The sequence below is a fragment of the Nitrosospira multiformis genome (assembly GCF_900111585.1).
GTDB lineage: Bacteria > Pseudomonadota > Gammaproteobacteria > Burkholderiales > Nitrosomonadaceae > Nitrosospira > Nitrosospira multiformis_B.
This window is the reverse complement of sequence record NZ_FOHI01000005.1, coordinates 156,834-175,061: the sequence shown is the minus strand read 5'-3', so window position 1 is coordinate 175,061 and position 18,228 is coordinate 156,834. Positions and strand designations below refer to the sequence as shown.

Below are 18,228 nucleotides of genomic sequence, written 5' to 3'. Positions count from 1 at the left end.
CGCTGGGAATTAACCGGTCATGATGACTTTGTACTCAGCCACCACCTGCCCGTACAGCCATCGTTGCCGGATCGTGCTGTACGAAAAAGGTATGGATTTTCAGATCATCGATGTCGATCTGCACAACAGGCCTGAAGATCTGGCAGTGATGAGCCCTTATGGTCGCGTCCCCGTCCTGGTGGAGCGCGACCTCGTCCTGTACGAGTCCAATATCATCAACGAGTATATTGACGACCGCTTCCCTCACCCGCAGCTGATGCCCGCAGACCCCGTGATGCGCGCGCGCGCGCGCCTGTTTCTGCACCGCTTTGAACAGGAACTTTTCTGTCATCTCGAAGCAGTAGAGCATGGCAACCAGAAAGCAGCGGAAAAGGCGCGTGCAACGATTCGCGATAACCTGACGCTCATCGCTCCCGTCTTTGCCAAACAGAAACATATGCTGGGGGATGAATTTTCCATGCTCGATGTCGCCATAGCCCCGCTGCTGTGGCGGCTCGATCATTATGGCATTCAGCTACCCAAGCAAGCTGCGCCCCTGCTGAAATTTGCCGAGCGCCTGTTCAGCAGACCGGCATTCATCGATGCGCTCACCGCCTCTGAAAAGGCCATGCGCAAATGAGAGAGCTTTCCACCAAGCCTTATCTGATTCGCGCCATTTACGAATGGTGCTCGGACTGCGGCTATACGCCCTACATCTCGGTTAAAGTGGATGACAACACCCGCGTACCGGACGAATATGTGAAGAACGGCGAGATTATTCTCAACATCAGCCACGACGCCGCCCACCACCTTACACTTGGAAATGAAGCGATACAGTTCTCGGCGCGGTTTGCTGGTGTCTCGCGTGAAATCTCCATCCCCCTGGGGACAGTCCAGGGAATATTTGCCAAAGAAACCGCACGCGGTATGCTCTTTCCACCCGAGGTGGAATCGGATACCTCGCAGGATGAGGCTGCCGGAAAAGAAGCCGATGAGTCCCAATCCTCATTGCATCGGCCGCCTGCCAGAGCAACTAAAAACCGTCGGCTTCAGGTGGTCAAATAAGTTCGACCTGTCACTCGGTATAACCGGTTTGCTCCCCTCCTTCCCAATCTCTATAATTGCATCCACGCCGGCATAGCTCAGTTGGTAGAGCAGCTGATTTGTAATCAGAAGGTCCCGAGTTCGAATCTTGGTGTCGGCACCAACAGTTACTTGACATTCAGATAGCACATTAACGCCACTCCGACCTGTACCGTCCCACTTCCAGTTGGCGGTGACGCAATTCCTTATCTCTCTGCTCAATTCTATTCTGATGTTCGAGTTGCATTAAGCAGTCGGCAATTCCCGACTGGCAGCGTCGGGCACCCTGCTCGATCCGCTGCACTTCCGATAGCTTTCGCTTACGGTTCCACTCGTCTTCCATGTTGGATAGGCCTCGTAGGCGGTGGCTTCACTGCTCATGACAGCCACCAGTATGAAAGCTTCAATTATTCTTCTCATCGTTTCGTTCCTATAAAACAAAAAGGCGGAGTTTCCCCCGCCTGATTTAGGTTTATACCCGTTCGAGCTTGGATTCCATAACCTCAAATAGCTTCCCCTCCACAACAATAACATGACCAGATAGCCGAAGCTTTGCAGGCACGCCCCTCACATGTAATACTTCCCCAAGCTGATAAAGGCTTCAATCCATCCCTCACCAACTCTTCTTGGCTATCTTCTCAAGGCTCAAAATCATATTGCTCCCCTCCTCCTCAATAAAAAAGGGCGTTTATCATGACTCTGGCAAGCGACCAAAATATCAATCCTGAGAAACTTTCCCCAACTGCTCGAAGAATGCTCGAGCTTCGAGATGAAGTACTTTCGGAATGGGTAAAAAGGGTTCGAAACAGCGTCAAGGAAGCCGAGCATTTACCCAACCCGATCATCATCAATACCTTTCCAGCCCTGTACGATAATCTCGCCGAAGCTATTACGCCTGATTATCCAAGAGCAACAGGAAATGAGGGTACTACGGTAGCCGCGGAGCACGGTGGCGAGCGCGCGCGCCTTACAAGTTATAACGCGCACTCGGTAATCGCAGAATATCAGCAACTGCGGTGGCCAATCTTTGATGTTCTAAAGATGAATGACGTACACCTCAATGGTCGTGAAATTTACATTATCAATGTTTCTATCGATGGATCAATCCGTGAGGCTGTCAACGCCTTCGCCTTGACCCAGGCGGCGCTACAGGAAAGATTTGTTGCAACACTTGCTCACGACCTGAGAAATCCATTATCGAATGCCCATCTTGCCGCCCAGTTGATCAAATCCACATCCGATTTGACCAAGATAGAGGAATTCGCGGACGGGATCATGAGTAACCTGAGCCGAATGGATGGAATGATTCGCGATTTGCTCGACTCGATAAAGTTCCAGATGGGAGAACGATTACACCTGCGGCTCGAGGAATTCGACATACAGGAAGTCCTTAAGGAAGTACTCGACGATTTCACTGCCATTCATGGGACACGCTTCCGGCTGATCGGCACTTCTATCATAGGGTGGTGGGACCGGGAGGCAATCAAACGAGCGGTGGAAAATATTATTGGGAATGCGATGAAATATGGCTCTGCCGATACGCCTGTTCGAATCAAGATTGCTTCACAAAACGAGCGCATGCTACTGTCCGTGCATAACGGAGGAGAACTCATCCCACCTGAACAAATCGAGAGTATATTTCAGATATTCGGCAGGGCAGAGGCCGCAAAAAAGGGAAACAAGGAAGGCTGGGGTATTGGCTTGCCGTACGTGCGAAGCGTTGCGGAGAGCCATGGTGGCAGCGTCGGGGTCGATAGCTCACCTTATCGCGGCACAACCTTCACAATAGATATTCCGGTGGATGCAAGACCCTATCAAAATGCTCTCCAATCCTCGCAGAAGCTGGAATGACTTGTAATAACTTCGATACCAACCTGATCGTTCCCCCTATTTCACGTGATTTCCCGACTGACCCTTCGACAAGCATGTTGTGAGCTCGTTGAAGGGCTCGGGGTGAACGGGGAGGAGAAAACCAAGGCGAATGGGGGACAAGGATTGTTCAACTCCTGCAGATATCGCCTTAATTCCTTTTGGCTATTTGCAGCTTGATTTCCTCCAATTCCTGTTGAATCTGCTCCACCGATGCCATCAGGTAAATAAGGCCGAGATAAAGATTGTATTTTTCCGGCTGAGTTTCCTTATCGCCAAACGCATTCAGATTTTCCACAAACATTCTTTTCGCATCCGAGGTTATCGACATTTCTTATCTCCTTTACCAAAGGTACCCATTGCAATGAATCTCTGAATACAAGATCCGCTACATCTCTCTCCAACAACTCCCAATCCCTCCAAAGGAGGCTGCCGCCCGATATATCGTACTTTCATCCCGTGCTTGTCGACCAGCATCATGCTGACGGGCAGCTCTTTCCGGATTCCAGGAAACGTCCGCTGGATAATAAATTGACAGACACGCATCGGTCGGAGGAAATATTCGCAATGGGCTTGCCGACGATTGTCGCTCCTGCGTGAGAATCCCGAATCTCCTGCTCAGACATATGCATGTGCAAACTGCCCGCCATATCCCTCATCACCTCGAAAGTTGTCGTTTTATCACTTCATTTCACCCCCTTCTCTTTACAAGTAGTGAAATGTCATACCGTTGGAAAAGAAAAAGCCCAGAATGGAGGTCTGACCATATCTGGGCTTGGGTCGTAAGGGAGAGGGTAGACCCGAGGGTGTTTACATAAGGGGTAAATGCTAACACCGGCATCGATGTTCTCATAACGATGTGTCGAATCTATGACAATGAAAGTGAAAATCGCCAGTCGGCAAATGATTGACAAACTTGTCGAGCTCGACGGGATTCTTTGACTATAGCTGTTTTTTTGCCTCCTCTGCCAGATATAACCAGGTATCCATGACGGTATCGGGATTAAGCGACAGGCTTTCAATGCCCTCTTCCATCAGCCATCGTGCGAGGTCAGGGTGATCGGAAGGCCCCTGTCCACAGATTCCGACATATTTACCAGTTTTACGGCATGCCTGGATAGCCATGCTCAGAAGCGCTTTTACCGCCGGATCGCGTTCGTCGAAGGCTTCCGCAACGAGGCTGGAGTCACGGTCCAGCCCGAGGGTGAGCTGGGTAAGATCGTTGGACCCGATCGAGAAACCGTCAAAATATTCCAGAAACTGTTCTGCCAACAATGCGTTGGACGGAATCTCGCACATCATGATCAGGCGCAATCCATTCTTACCACGCTTCAAGCCGTTTTCCGATAGCAGTTCCACCACACGTCGGGCCTCGGCCAGTGTCCGCACAAACGGAATCATGATTTCCAGGTTGGTCAGCCCCATGTCGTCGCGTGCTTTCTTCAGCGCCCGGCATTCCAGCTCGAAGCAATCCCGGAATTCATCCGCCACGTAGCGTGAAGCACCGCGAAAGCCAAGCATCGGGTTTTCCTCCCTCGGTTCATAGTCATGGCCGCCGATGAGGCTGGAGTATTCGTTAGATTTGAAATCGGACATCCGCACGATTACCGGTTTTGGAAAAAAGGCTGCGCCCAGAGTGGCGATCCCCTCCGTAAGCTTTTCCACGTAAAAACTGACAGGGTCGGCGTAGCCGCTGGTTTGGGCCTCGACCTGCTGCTTCACGTCTTGCGGAAGCTTGGCAAATTGCAACACCGCTTTTGGGTGCACGCCAATCATGCGCGCAATGATGAACTCAAGCCGCGCCAACCCTACCCCATCGTTGGGAATGCGTTGAAACCCGAAGGCGAGCTCGGGGTTGCCAACATTCATGCTGATCTTAACCGGGGCCTTCGGCATGCTTTCGAGCGCGAGGTCGCTTACCTCGACTTCCAGCTTCCCCTGATAAATATTGCCGGTATCCCCTTCGGTGCAGGATACGGTGACGATCTCATTCTCCCTCAGCAAGTCGGTGGCGTTGCCGCAGCCAACCACAGCGGGAATCCCCAGCTCACGCGCAACAATTGCCGCATGGCAGGTTCGCCCTCCGCGATTGGTGACGATGGCGGCGGCCCGTTTCATTACCGGCTCCCAGTCAGGATCGGTCATATCGGTTACCAGCACGTCACCCTCGCGTACCCGCGACATTTCCCGCGCGTCGGGAACCAAGCGAACAGGGCCGCTCCCTATCTTCTGGCCAATGGCGCGCCCTGACACGAGTATTGCGGATTTGCTCTTCAGGCGATAGCGCCGCAATGTATCCATCGCGGCGTGCGCCTGCACTGTCTCCGGCCGGGCCTGCAGAATATAGAGCTTGCCGTCCGCACCATCCTTGCCCCACTCGATATCCATCGGTCTTTGATAATGCCGCTCAATCACAAGAGCATGACGGCCCAGCTCTTCCACATCTGCATCGTTAATGGAAAATCGTTTACGATCCCCCTCTTCCACATCCACTGTCTCAACCGCCCGGGCAGCGCCGCGCCCTTCAGCAAACCGCATCTTGATGAGTTTCGAGCCCAGGTTACGCCGCAGAATAGCCGGCCTTCCCTGTGCCAATGCCGGTTTGTAGACGTAGAACTCGTCGGGGTTGACTGCGCCCTGGACGACGGTTTCACCCAGCCCATAGGAGGCGGTGATGAAAACCACCTTGTCAAAACCGGATTCGGTATCCAGTGTAAAAATCACTCCCGCGGCACCGATGTCGCTGCGCACCATCCGCTGTATCCCGGCCGAAAGCGCGACTTCGGAATGAATGAAACCTTTATGCACCCGATAAGAGATGGCGCGGTCGTTGTAGAGGGAAGCGAAGACATCCTTGACCGCTTTCAGAAGGCTATCCAATCCCTGGACATTGAGATAAGTCTCCTGCTGCCCGGCAAACGACGCATCCACCAGATCTTCGGCAGTGGCCGAAGAACGCACCGCTACCGAAATTTCCCCTTCCGCCTCGCCCAGCATTTTCTCGTAAGCAGCAGAAATTTCATTTTCCAGACGAGAGGGAAACGATGTCTGCACTATCCAGGAGCGAATTTGTGTGCCTGCCGCAGCCAGTGCTTGAACATCTTCTATATCAAGTTCAGCGAGGGTCTGCTCTATACGCTGTGCGAGCCCATCCTGAACCAGGAAATCGCGATAGGCATCGGCAGTGGTTGCAAAACCACCGGGAACCCGGACTCCCATCCCGCTCAGCTGGCCGATCATCTCGCCAAGGGACGCGTTCTTGCCGCCGACGCGGCTCACATCCGTCATTCGCAGCGTGTCAAACCAGGCTATATAGGGCGACTCGTCCATTTTGACTCCTGATTGTGGGAATGCTGGCCAAAGAAGAATTGTGCTACATTTTGTAGTGGGATTTCCCCCCGGAAATCCCGCATAGTTTCTCATAACCGTGCCAATCACTACCAAACCATTTCATCGAACTGCCTTCTTTCTTTCAGACCGTACCGGGATTACGGTGGAAATGCTGGGGCATAGCCTGCTCAGCCAATTCGAAAATATTCCCCTGGATGAGATCACCCTACCCTACATTGACAGCAGGGAAAAAGCCACGGCAGTTGTTCGGACCATCAATGAGCGGTACATCGCGGACGGTGCGCGTCCACTGGTGTTCAGTACGTTCGTAAATCCCGGAATCAAGCTTATTGTCGATTCCGCCAACGCTCTGCATCTCGATTGCTTCAGCATTTTTATTGCTCCACTGGAAGCCGAGCTGGGTATGCGTTCTTCGGAAAACATGGGGCGTTCTCACCGCGTTTCCAATACAACCGAGTACCGGAAGCGCATCGACGCAATAAAATACGCTCTGGAGCACGACGATGGCCTGTCGCAAAAAGACTGGAACCGGGCCGATGTTACCCTGGTAGGCGTTTCCCGTACCGGCAAAACACCGACTTGTCTCTATCTCGCCTTGCAATATGGAATTTGCGCGGCTAACTATCCGCTTATTCCCGAGGATTTCCAGCGCGGAGAGCTTCCTGCCCAGATCAGGAATATGCGAAGCAAGCTGTTCGGCTTTACCATTCACCCTGAACGGCTCCATGAGATACGCAGCGAACGCAAGCCAGAGAGCGTGTACGCTTCCCTCAGGAACTGCAAGTATGAGGTGCAAAGTGCGGAAAAGCTGATGCGCCGGGCAGGAATCCCATATCTCGACGCAACCAGCAAATCTATCGAAGAATTAGCGACTGCGGTACTGCACGAAGCAAAACTCGAACGGAAGATTTATTAACCGGAAAAGCCGTACGAGAGGATCCGGCAACAAAGGCATACACTTCCAGTAATTTACCCCTACGGTATGAAACCCGAAAGGCCTGGTTTTGGAGATGGAAATGAGGGAATTCATGAGAGACACTTACAATTGATGAATACGTACGTTATCAAGGATAAATGTAGGAATAAAAATTTAGCCGTCTCTAATTTGCTTTTTCTTTATCCTCATCTATAAATTGAAATGAAATGCGGAATGCCGTGTCATTAGACGATCCGCTATCAAACTTTTACTGGAGATAATCAAGCAGACGCATAGAGCGGGTGCCGCCGGGAGCGATAAGCGCCGGAAATTTATCTCGCTTCACAAGGATGCGCTTCACGAGGGGACGGCTTCTCAAGGACAGTTCGGCGTTTGTCGATCCTAAAGGTTCGTTACGCCGAACCCATCACTGTGGATCAACTCCGCCAGTAGCTTATTCGCTGGCAGATATACAGGGGAGGAAATTTCATGTCAGAAAGAATCAATCTTGGTAAATCCGCTCCAGCCCTTTACCAGGCAGTCATGAGCCTTGAGAAGCTGGCAGGGGAGACCATTGCTTCCGCAAGTATCCCCGAGGGCTTTGCACATCTGTTGCGCCTTCGGGCATCCCAACTCAACCAGTGCGCATTCTGTATCAGGATGCATACTCATGACGCCCTATCCAGTGGCGAGTCGAGTGATCGCATAAGTGTCCTGCCTGCCTGGCGGGAAACCGGGTATTTCACTGAAAAGGAACGTTCATCGTTGGCACTGGTAGAAGCAATCACATTGATCTCCGAGGGACAAGTGCCAGATACCATCTATGAGCAAGCAGCAGCCCATCTGTCAAAAGATGAAATATCGGCTGTCGAGTGGCTTTCGGTAGTCATCAATGCCTGGAATCGCATTGCCATTTCCAGCCGTTATCCTGTGAAGGCATGAGCATGGCCAACAATTCTCCACTCATTTCCATCAACGAAAGGAGACATAATGTTTACCAGATTTCTCTGCGGCGTTGCCTTCGCAGTTCTCTCCATAAGTGCGGCTTCAGCCGATAACCTCCCTGCTGACAAGTCCAAGGTAACCCTGGTCTTTGATCATGCCCTTCCGAACGTGCCTGGCAAAAGCATGAAAGGCGTGCTTGTCGAATACGAGCCGGGAGGCTCGTCGCCCGCTCATACCCATCCAAAGTCGGCTTTCATCTATGCAACGGTCCTGGAGGGAGAAATTCGTAGCAAAGTCAATGACGGTCCGGAAAAGGTTTATCGCGCCGGCGAGAGCTTCGCTGAACTACCGGGTGATCATCATGCCGTCAGCGCAAATAACAGCAAGACTCAGCCTGCACGCCTGCTAGCCGTCTTTGTCGTCGATACCAACGAAAAAAATCTCGTCACGAACGACAAATAGTGAACATCCCCGCGCGTAGCCTCGCTTCAGGATATCCCAGGAGAAAATCATGCAACATTCAGCCAGCTTGCGCCGTAATCATAGCGATATTTTGTCAGCATCGATTTCACGTCGTTATCTTCCAGCACCTCATCAGCGGCCTTCTTGAATGCCTTGTCATCCGGATATAGCTCCGAAAACGCGATGATGGACATTGCAGCCAGTTCCCATTCTTTCCTGGCAAATTCATTGTCAGTGCCGTCCCTGAAGTCAGAATTACCCAACACCGCTCGCGGTCTGTCCACCCGAACGCTCATCTGATACAGGACATAACCGACTACGAACATCACCACCCCTGCGGCGAGCAACTCCTTGAGAATATAAACCACGCCCAGGAAGAACGATGTCAGGGACAAAACGATACCGTTGCGCTGCTTTTTCCACGAAGTGGTCGGATATGCCAAAGCCATCCAATATTTCACAATGTAAGCGGTTAATTCCTCCGCATTGTTCCACTTCACCGCGAGAACTTTCGTTATCGTCAATGGAGGGATATCCGATCTGCCGATCAACGCGTGCGGAGCAATGACGAGAGCATACAACACAGGCAGCACCGCCCCCCAGTAAATGGCAAGCATGTGATTGAGTGAAAACGATGCGTACAACGCAATGAAATTGATGATGAGTATCATCAATGCTCCTATCCGATCCGGTGGTTGGATATTTGGAATAATGAACGATATACGATTCCAATCAATATCGATATGAATTGCGTAAGATTCAGAGCGGTCCGGAAAGAGTTTCTCATGTGAATGTATACCCTCTTCCTGCGAGGAGTCATCCCACCCTTGAACGGACCCCGATGGAGAATACTGGAGTTACTGGAGATATATTTCAATATAGCATGCGCGGTGATAAAAACATTTTTAGCAGGAAAACCGCGATTTTACTGGGCAGGCAACAACGGCTACGAACCAGGTGAAGGCCAATGCCAATCCCGTATCTCCGGCATGTCCTCGCCGTATTGCCTGATATAGTGTTTATGGTCGATCAGCTTGTCGCGCATTAGTTGCTTGAGGTAGGCGCCTTTGGAGCTCAGCCTGGGTACACGATCCGCCACATCCATTACCAGATGAAACCGGTCCAGATCGTTAAGTACTGTCATATCGAAAGGCGTAGTCGTGGTGCCTTCTTCCTTGTAACCACGCACATGCAGGTTAGGATGATTGGTGCGGCGGTAAGTCAGGCGATGGATCAGCCAGGGGTAGCCATGATAGGCGAAAATGATGGGCTTATTGGTTGTGAACAGCGTATCGAAGTCCCAGTCTGAAAGTCCGTCCGGATGTTCCGATTGAGGCTGCAAGGTCATCAGGTCGACGATATTGACAACACGAATCTTCAACTGCGGGACATGGCGCCGCAGCAGATCCACGGCAGCCAGCGTCTCCAAGGTGGGAATGTCGCCCGCGCAAGCCATGACCACATCCGGCTCGCCTTCCTGATCATTGCTCGCCCACCCCCATATACCGATCCCAGCGCTGCCATGTCTGATGGCCGCATCCATATCCAGCCACTGGAGTGCGGGCTGTTTTCCCGTGACGATGACGTTGATGAAATTTCGGGAACGAAGGCATTTGTCGGTAATATAAAGAAGAGTGTTCGCATCCGGCGGAAGATAAACACGAATGATACTTGCTTTCTTGTTGACGACAAGGTCGATAAAACCGGGATCCTGATGGGAAAAGCCGTTATGGTCCTGGCGCCACACATGCGATGTCAACAAATAATTGAGGGAGGCGATGGGTCGCCGCCAGGGAATTTCCTTGCTGACCTTGAGCCATTTGGCATGCTGGTTGAACATGGAATCAACGATGTGGATGAAGGCCTCATAGCAGGAAAAAAGCCCGTGACGTCCGGTAAGCAGATAACCTTCCAGCCAGCCTTGGCATATGTGTTCAGACAATATCTCCATCACCCGCCCATCGGGAGAGAGGCGCTCATCCTCCGGTAGCTGTTGCGCAACCCAGGCTCGAGCTGTTACATTGAAGAGGGCGTCAAGCCGGTTCGAGCTGGTCTCATCCGGTCCCATTACCCGAAAATTGCAGCTATCCAGATTGAGTTTCATGATATCGCGAAGAAACTTACCCGTTTCCCGCGTGGCTTCGTGCACTTCTGTTCCCGGTACGGGTACGTCAACGGCATAGCTGCGAAAATCGGGCATTTCCAGCTCTTTCAGAAGCAGACCGCCATTGGCATGGGGATTGGCGCCCATGCGCCGATCTCCTTCGGGCGCAAGCGCCGCCAATTCCGGCATGAGACACCCGTTCTCATCGAATAACTCTTCGGGTTTGTAGCTCCTCATCCAGTCTTCCAGCTGCTTCAGGTGATCCGGCTTGGAACCGAGTGCCGCAAGGGGTACCTGGTGGGAGCGCCAGTAGTCTTCCAGCTTTTTCCCATCCACTTCTTTCGGTCCGGTCCATCCTTTAGGGCTGCGCAGGATAATCAGCGGCCAGCGGGGATAGGTCATGGCTTCCCGCCTCTCCCCTGAATTCACCCCGCGGCTCCTTGCCTCACGCTGTATTCTCCGTATACTTTCGATCGCGGTATCCAGCACGGCAGCCATCGACTGATGCATGGGCTCGGGGTCCGACCCCTCGACGAAATAGGGCTGGTAGCCATAACCCGCAAACAGGCTTTCCAGTTCCTCGTGGCTGATGCGCGCAAGTATGGTAGGGTTTGCGATCTTGTAGCCGTTGAGATGCAGAATAGGCAGCACCGCTCCATCGTGAACCGGATTGAGAAATTTGTTCGAGTGCCAGGAGGCGGCAAGCGGTCCGGTTTCAGCTTCCCCATCGCCCACCACACAAGCCACGATCAGATCCGGATTGTCAAAGGCCGCTCCAAAAGCATGTGAAAGCGAGTAACCCAGTTCCCCGCCTTCGTTTATCGACCCCGGTGTTTCCGGGGCGACATGACTCGGAATCCCGCCGGGAAAGGAAAATTGCCGAAACAGTCTCTTCATGCCTGTTGCATCCCTGGAGATACGAGGATAAAACTCGCTGTAACTGCCCTCCAGCCACGTGTTGGCAACCATTGCCGGTCCACCGTGCCCTGGTCCGCATACATAGAACATATCCAGATCAAATTTTTTTATGATGCGGTTCAGATGCGCGTAAATAAAACTGAGACCGGGACATGTGCCCCAATGACCCAGCAGGCGCGGCTTGATATGCGCGAGGGTAAGCGGCTCCTTGAGCAAGGGGTTGTCCAGCAGATAGATTTGCCCTACCGAGAGATAATTGGCGGCCCGCCAGTATGCATCGATCTTGCGCAGTTCGTCCGTGGATAGCGGATTACTTTCGGTTTTTGCTCCAGGCGAAGCACGGTTCATATTGAATCCTCCTTTTTCCCGGACACTGGTTACTGCCGAAGAATCCCGGCACTGACGCAAAGGCTAGCGGCGGCTGGAAATGACTGCCTCTGCTTCCTGGGCGAGAATTGTCGCCTCATTCACGGGAGCCACCCACACCTCGACCCGACTTGCTTCGCTACTGATGCATGACATCCCGCTCGCATCGCTGTTCTTTTTCGCATCGAGATGGATTCCGCACCATTCCATTCCTGCCAGAATCTTTTCCCGCACGACTGGAACATTCTCCCCTACGCCCCCGCCAAAAACCACTGCATTTGCTCCGCCCAGCACAGCAAGATAAGCGCCCAGATATTTACGCGCCCGGTAACAGTACAGCTCGATCGCCAGGCCAGCATATCCGTCTTTCGATTTCAGCAGTTCCCGGATATCGGCGCTGATTCCTGATACTCCCGATAACCCGGACTGCTCATTCAGCAGCCGATCCATCTGCTCGGGCGTCAGGCTCTCCTGCCGCTGCAAAAACGTCACCAGACCGGGGTCCAGGTCGCCCGAGCGTGTCGCCATCATGAGTCCCTCCAGAGGCGAGAATCCCATGGAAGTGTCGCGAGGCAATCCCTTATCTGTCGCCGTGATCGAGCAACCTGCCCCGAGTTGCATCGAAATGATTTTTCCATTTTGCAGAAAGTCCGGATGTTGATCGCGCCAAGCCTGCCACATGGCCTGATGCGCCAGTCCGTGAAAGCCGTACCGCCGCAATGCATACTTTCCAGTCAGCTCATGCGGAATTGCGTAAGTTTGCGCAACTGTCGGCAGATGGGTAAAAAATGCGGTGTCGAATACTGCAACTTGCAGCATATGAATACCGAATACTTCGGTGGCGGCACGTATCCACTTCAATGCGACGGGGTTGTGCAAGGGCGCAAGCGGCGCGAGACGTGCGATTTCCCTCTCTACGTCGCAATCGATCAGGCAAGGGGAAATAAGACGCATGCCTCCATGCACGACGCGATGCACCACGACATTCACCTTGGCAAGTTCGTGGGCCTGCACGAATTCCTGGAGGGTGTCTTCCGGTTCACCGCCGGAATCTTTCCTGACACTCACAAGCTCCGTCAGTTTTTCCTCATGGTGAACAAATGCTGCCAGACGAACCGATGAGCTGCCTGTATTGACCGTCAAAATTTTCATGGCAAAGACTAAAACTGCTGCCGGTGCTCCGTCAGCGTTTGAGAATTACAGAATCATATTACGGGGTTGACTACGAGCACATCGCAGGGCGTTTCATAAAGAATATGCTTTGTGACTGATCCGAACAACGCCTCATCCAGTTCTGTCTGACCGCGCTTGCCTATTACAATGAGATCGATATCGAGAGCCTGCGTTTTCTCGCGGATCGCATCCGGCGCACGGCCGTATTCGATAATGGATGCAACGCGCGTGCCTCCGGGTGCGTAATCGCTGACTATTTTCTCCATGCCTTCGCGGGCATGGGTCAACATTTCCTCGCGGTAGCGGTCGACCCGATCTGCATCGTACCCCGCCTGCTTCATTTTCTGGCCGAGCGGCATTTCCACCACATGCAAGACGTGAATGGATGCATCTATCATAACTTTCAATGCCATCTCCAGCGCAGTCAGGGAGTTTTTCGAAAAATCGACAGGTACCAGCACGTGTTTGTACTTATCCCTCGGCTCCTGCTTGACGATGAGCAAGGGATGATGGCCCGTGCGGAGCGTCTTCGATGCGGTCGTCCCTAAAAAGAATTCGCGCGCGAAGCTTTCCCCCTGATCTCCGATCACGATGAGATCGGCATGATGGGACTGGGCATAGCGGTTAATCTCGAGGTGCGCCCTGCCGATGGCAACGTGATGCTTTACCCGTATGCCTTTCGACGCCAACATTTCCGCCCTGTCCTGCAGTGCTATCTTTGCCCGGTTGTAGAGCCTCTGTTCTGTTTCCAGCGGCGTTTCGGCTATCAGATGCTTGAATACTTCGAGCGGCAACGCGGGAAGGACATGCAACAGATACAGCTCGGCTGCATGCTCTGACGCCAGTAGCGCGGCGCGCTGCACGGCTCGCTCGCCGCGTGGGGAGAAATCGGTGGCGATGAGTATGCGTTGAATTTTCTCCACGTATGTTCCTCGCAATAGCATTTATCCAACACGGTCACTTGAAATCTGGCTAAAAGATATTCAGTCGAAAGATGTTGCGATAGCCGGAACGGAGATAAACCGAACGATTTTTCCAGTTCCCTATGATTCTTCAGTCCTTCGCTCCTTCGGTCTTGTCAGCAAGCACCCTTTACCCCGTTCCTTATAGTGTCAGCAGCGTTGCGGAAAATCACGATACCGCATCCAGGCATCAAACTGGCGATTAGAGACATGATCTTGGGCTGCGTCTGTACGTCAACCCTCATATGACAGATGTTTTGCCACCCCTTGCTGCCGGACTGCCGTGGCAATCCCTCTCCGAACTTATCCGTTTTTCCTCCATCAATCGTTTATCCCTGAAAGGATTACTCAAAGACGTGAGCGATTCTGATTTTAGGCGACATTTCCTTGAATTGATGGTGCTATACTCCTTACTTTAACCGTATCCCGGGAGACCTTCATGAAGAAAATATTGACTCTGTTGACCCTGGCCGTTTTCAGCTTCGGATTGGCGGCCTTCGATGCCGAGGCGAAACGCTTCGGTGGCGGTCAAAGTATGGGCAAGCAACGGGAATCCATGAGCCAGCAGGCAGCACCCCAGCCCGGACAAACACCCAGCGCCGCGCCCGGAGCAGCCGCACGTCCAGGCGGCAATAAGTGGTTGGGACCACTGGCCGGTTTAGCTGCGGGAGGATTGCTGGCCGCGCTTTTCATGGGCGGCGCATTCGAAGGAATCAATATGATGGATGTGCTGATGCTGGCAGCGTTGATCGGCGGGGTCTTTTTTGTCATGCGCATGCTGCGCAAACCAAGGCAGGAACACTCGGCCCGCCCGATGCAGTATTCGGGCATGCAGGGAACCTCAACCGACCACAGTGTCACACCCGGAGCAACAGCCGCAACAGGCTCCGGACCGGAGACAACCCCGAGAGCAAGCGCGGTGGCACCGGTTTCCGGCACAGCCAATATTCCTGCTGATTTTCAGGTGGAACCTTTCCTACGTAACGCGAAGACTTCATTCATACGCTTGCAGGCAGCAAATGATGCGCGCGACCTGAACGATATCCGGGAATATACTACCCCCGAGATGTATGCGGAGATCAGCATGCAGATCAACGAGCGCGGTAACGAGCCCCAGCGGACCGACGTGCTGGCGATCAATGCGCAGCTGCTTGAAGTGATCACGGAAAAAGACATGGCAATTGCCAGTGTCCGCTTCAATGGTCAGTTGCGCGAATCGCCCCAGTCAGCGCCGGAAGCGTTCGATGAAATCTGGCATGTGCAGAAGGATCTCAAAGATCCTGATGCCGTCTGGCTGCTCGCTGGAATTCAACAAGTCTCCTAGAGACGGGATTCCATGCTGGCATCGGTGGCGATAGCTCCGCTCAACCATGTGCTGCGTGGAGAAAGTTGGGCGCGCAAACGGCTGCAGCCGTGCGCCGGGAAGACTGCCCGTTTTCGCGTCCCACCTTTTTTTGATCTTGCCGTCATCATCCAGCCTACCGGCGAGGTGGCGGCAGCATCCACCCTCGCTGGCAACGACGCCATCCTGACCATCATGCCGGCGTTGCTGCCGCGCCTGCTCGTTCGCGATGAAGCCGCATACCGTGAAATCCGGATTTCCGGGGATAGCATGTTCGGCCAGGAAATCCTCGAGATCGGGCAGAATCTGCGCTGGGACGTGGAGCAGGATTTAAGCGATGTGATGGGGGATATCCTCGCTCACCGGGTGGTCCGGGTAGGGGAAAACCTGCTCCACTGGCATAACGAAACCCTTCATAATTTGTCTCAGGCATTGACGGAGTACCTCACCGAAGAGCAGCCGGTACTTGCCAAACCGACCGACATGCGCACATTTGCCAATGAAGTGAGCGGATTGCAGGACCAGATGTCAAGACTGGAACTGCGTGTGGATGGCCTCATAAACAAGTCCTTATAAGTGAACTGAGAAGATCAAGGAACATCTGGGCAAATCCCTGGGCGAATCGGGGTAGCAGAATAGAATAAATGCGTTTCTTCCGTCTTCTCAAAATACTCGCCGTCTCATTCCGCTTCGGCCTCGACGAGTTCTTCCTGAGCCACGAGCGTCTGCGTCTGTTGCGACCTGTCGTCAGAGCGGCAACGTTCTGGCGTAAACTGGACCGTGCGCGGGGCGAACGTCTCCGCCTCGCCCTGGAGGCTCTGGGCCCCATCTTCGTCAAGTTCGGCCAGATGCTCTCTACCCGGCGGGATCTTCTGCCGCCCGATATCGCCGACGAATTGGCGAAATTACAGGACCAGGTTCCACCATTTCCCTCCAGCATTGCCCTCAAGACACTGGAAGAGGTTTACGGAAAACCCGTCAACGAAGTTTTTCTGCTGTTCGATGCGGAGCCGGTAGCAAGCGCGTCCATTGCCCAGGTTCATCTGGCAGTGCTGCATGATGGTACGGAAGTCGCAGTCAAGGTGCTGCGTCCCGGCATCGCACCTGTGATCGCCCATGATATCGCGCTGATGGACACAGGCGCTCTTCTGCTCGAAATAGTCTGGCCGGATGCCAAGCGGCTCAAGGTACGGGAAGTCGTGACTGAATTCGCCCGTCATCTCGATGACGAACTGGATCTCATGCGCGAAGCGTCCAATTGCAGCCAGTTGCGGCGCAATTTCCTAGACTCTCCCCTGCTTCTTGTACCGGAAGTCTACTGGGATTACTGCTATTCGAGCGTCATGGTGATGCAGCGCGTCAAAGGCACGCCCATCAGTCATGTCACCGCCTTGCGGGAGCAGGGCGTGGATATTCCGCGACTTGCGCGCGTCGGAGTCGAAATCTTTTTCACCCAGGTGTTCCGCGACGGCTATTTCCATGCCGATATGCATCCGGGAAACATCTTTGTCGGCAGTGACGGCCGATATATCGCTGTCGACTTCGGCATAATGGGAACCCTTACCGACGAGGACAAGAATTATCTCGCGCAGAATTTCCTGGCTTTCTTCCGCCGTGACTACAAGCGTGTGGCGGAAGCGCACGTGGAAGCGGGATGGGCGCCGAAAAACACGCGAGTCAATGACTTCGAAACTGCGATCCGGGCAGTATGCGAACCCATTTTCGACAAGCCCTTGAGCGAGATTTCATTTGGGCGGGTATTACTGCGGCTGTTTCAAACATCGCGCCAGTTCAATGTCGAAATCCAGCCGCAGCTGGTGATGCTGCAAAAAACCCTGCTCAATATCGAGGGGCTGGGACGGGACCTCGACCCCAATCTCGACCTGTGGACAACAGCCAAGCCCTACCTGGAAAACTGGATGGCGGAGCAGTTGGGCTGGAGAGGGCTCAGCCGGCGCCTGCACAAGGAAGCCACGAGCTGGGCGGTAATCATGCCCCAGTTTCCCCGCCTGATGCATCATGCCCTGACGGAGATACGTACCAGCGCTCTGGAAGAAAAGATGGATCAGTTCATCCTGGAGAAAAAACGTGAGACCCGGCGACTCACCATCTTCATCGTATTGCTGATCGTAGTGATACTGTGGCATCTGGGAAAATAAGGACGGTTTTTGCATACTCGCGAGAGCATGAACACTCCTCGTTGAAGATGGAAGAATCGCAGTACGGGAATCCAGGGGTTAGGGCGCGATAGAGCAAGGTGGCCAGAATGGCAAATCACCCTCCCCTTGAACAGTGCATTGGAGTGCAATCAGTTCCGCTATCCATATCTCCATATCCCGCTATGATTCCTTTCACACGTCCTTCATGAGATTTTTTGCGCGCGCAAAAAATCTTTCCTATCCTCGTTTTCCGTTAAGTCATAGGCCACGCCAGCTGCCCATTACTTGAGGCGGTGCTTCACCTGTCATGGCCCGAGATCCGCAGCGCTGCTGGCAGCGGCGCCTTTGAATTCCCTTTGATCGGCACGGTCCAGTGCTCTCCCCGCAATCCCCGCAATCCCCGCAATCCCCGCAATCCCCGCAACACCCCCAGCGTTCTGCAAAGGGACTCACGTCCTGAGTTGATCCACTGGGTTAATTCGTACAGGCCGTCGTCCGAGACCTTTCACCGGCCATTCTTCACGAGAAATCCTTGAAGGGGAATTGGGTTGACCAGAAAGTGTCTTCACAGTAAGATAACAAAAACTTCACAAAAAGAT

The 18,228-nt window shown here is 53.2% G+C and carries 16 protein-coding genes and 1 tRNA gene; 10 read left to right on the top strand and 7 right to left on the bottom strand.

The window, feature by feature from the left end:
• The first annotated feature begins 19 nt into the window (after positions 1-19).
• The 3 genes from BMW46_RS09575 (at position 20) to BMW46_RS09565 (ending at position 1,186) form a co-directional block, all read left to right on the top strand.
• A complete protein-coding gene (locus BMW46_RS09575) occupies positions 20-619 on the top strand; it encodes a glutathione S-transferase N-terminal domain-containing protein (protein WP_011380350.1) in 600 nt (199 codons plus the stop codon).
• The gene (locus BMW46_RS09570; RefSeq protein ID WP_074707769.1) at positions 616-1,044 is read left to right on the top strand and encodes a ClpXP protease specificity-enhancing factor; all 429 of its coding nucleotides are present in this window, start codon (positions 616-618) and stop codon (positions 1,042-1,044) included. The genes BMW46_RS09575 and BMW46_RS09570 overlap by 4 nt, the downstream gene beginning before the upstream one ends.
• A 66-nt stretch (positions 1,045-1,110) precedes the next feature.
• Positions 1,111-1,186 (top strand) — tRNA-Thr (locus BMW46_RS09565).
• A gap of 122 nt (positions 1,187-1,308) precedes the next feature.
• On the opposite strand, the gene BMW46_RS15390 is transcribed toward BMW46_RS09565, so the two are convergent.
• A complete protein-coding gene (locus BMW46_RS15390) occupies positions 1,309-1,482 on the bottom strand; it encodes a hypothetical protein (protein ID WP_177171074.1) in 174 nt (57 codons plus the stop codon).
• 273 nt (positions 1,483-1,755) lie between these two features.
• Here BMW46_RS15390 and BMW46_RS09555 point away from each other — a divergent pair, with 273 nt between their 5' ends.
• Positions 1,756-2,913, top strand: a complete 1,158-nt coding sequence (locus BMW46_RS09555; RefSeq protein WP_074707764.1) for a sensor histidine kinase — start codon at positions 1,756-1,758, stop codon at positions 2,911-2,913.
• 169 nt (positions 2,914-3,082) lie between these two features.
• Here the strand turns inward: BMW46_RS09555 and BMW46_RS09550 are convergent, their stop codons facing one another.
• Positions 3,083-3,262, bottom strand: coding sequence for a hypothetical protein (locus BMW46_RS09550; RefSeq protein ID WP_074707761.1), 180 nt, complete (start codon positions 3,260-3,262; stop codon positions 3,083-3,085).
• Between the two features lie 611 nt (positions 3,263-3,873).
• Positions 3,874-6,261, bottom strand: a complete 2,388-nt coding sequence (gene ppsA / locus BMW46_RS09545) for a phosphoenolpyruvate synthase (protein ID WP_074707758.1) — start codon at positions 6,259-6,261, stop codon at positions 3,874-3,876.
• 97 nt (positions 6,262-6,358) lie between these two features.
• On the opposite strand from ppsA, the gene ppsR reads away from it, so the two are divergent.
• From ppsR to BMW46_RS09530, 3 genes are all read left to right on the top strand, one after another.
• Complete coding sequence (gene ppsR / locus BMW46_RS09540) at positions 6,359-7,198, top strand: posphoenolpyruvate synthetase regulatory kinase/phosphorylase PpsR (RefSeq protein ID WP_074707756.1); 840 nt, start codon at positions 6,359-6,361, stop codon at positions 7,196-7,198.
• 489 nt (positions 7,199-7,687) lie between these two features.
• A complete protein-coding gene (locus BMW46_RS09535) occupies positions 7,688-8,140 on the top strand; it encodes a carboxymuconolactone decarboxylase family protein (RefSeq protein ID WP_074707753.1) in 453 nt (150 codons plus the stop codon).
• A gap of 48 nt (positions 8,141-8,188) precedes the next feature.
• Entirely contained in the window at positions 8,189-8,605 is a 417-nt protein-coding gene (locus tag BMW46_RS09530; RefSeq protein ID WP_074707751.1) for a cupin domain-containing protein, read from the top strand.
• Positions 8,606-8,652: 47 nt separating this feature from the next.
• On the opposite strand, the gene BMW46_RS09525 is transcribed toward BMW46_RS09530, so the two are convergent.
• The 4 genes from BMW46_RS09525 to BMW46_RS09510 form a co-directional block, all read right to left on the bottom strand.
• Positions 8,653-9,276: a hypothetical protein gene (locus BMW46_RS09525; RefSeq protein WP_074707748.1), complete on the bottom strand. Its 624-nt coding sequence runs from the start codon at positions 9,274-9,276 to the stop codon at positions 8,653-8,655.
• A 275-nt stretch (positions 9,277-9,551) separates the two neighbouring features.
• Entirely contained in the window at positions 9,552-11,975 is a 2,424-nt protein-coding gene (locus BMW46_RS09520; protein ID WP_074707746.1) for a phosphoketolase family protein, read from the bottom strand.
• Positions 11,976-12,038: 63 nt separating this feature from the next.
• Positions 12,039-13,145, bottom strand: a complete 1,107-nt coding sequence (locus BMW46_RS09515; RefSeq protein WP_074707743.1) for an acetate/propionate family kinase — start codon at positions 13,143-13,145, stop codon at positions 12,039-12,041.
• 53 nt (positions 13,146-13,198) lie between these two features.
• Positions 13,199-14,089: a universal stress protein gene (locus BMW46_RS09510; protein ID WP_074707741.1), complete on the bottom strand. Its 891-nt coding sequence runs from the start codon at positions 14,087-14,089 to the stop codon at positions 13,199-13,201.
• 478 nt (positions 14,090-14,567) lie between these two features.
• Between BMW46_RS09510 and BMW46_RS09505 the strand changes: the two genes are divergently transcribed.
• The 3 genes from BMW46_RS09505 to ubiB all read left to right on the top strand — a co-directional run bounded on the left by BMW46_RS09505 (position 14,568) and on the right by ubiB (position 17,629).
• A complete protein-coding gene (locus tag BMW46_RS09505) occupies positions 14,568-15,452 on the top strand; it encodes a Tim44 domain-containing protein (RefSeq protein ID WP_074707738.1) in 885 nt (294 codons plus the stop codon).
• 12 nt (positions 15,453-15,464) lie between these two features.
• The gene (locus BMW46_RS09500; protein ID WP_074707736.1) at positions 15,465-16,046 is read left to right on the top strand and encodes a ubiquinone biosynthesis accessory factor UbiJ; all 582 of its coding nucleotides are present in this window, start codon (positions 15,465-15,467) and stop codon (positions 16,044-16,046) included.
• A 68-nt stretch (positions 16,047-16,114) separates the two neighbouring features.
• The gene (gene ubiB, locus BMW46_RS09495) at positions 16,115-17,629 is read left to right on the top strand and encodes a ubiquinone biosynthesis regulatory protein kinase UbiB (protein ID WP_074707733.1); all 1,515 of its coding nucleotides are present in this window, start codon (positions 16,115-16,117) and stop codon (positions 17,627-17,629) included.
• The last annotated feature ends 599 nt before the right edge of the window (positions 17,630-18,228 follow it).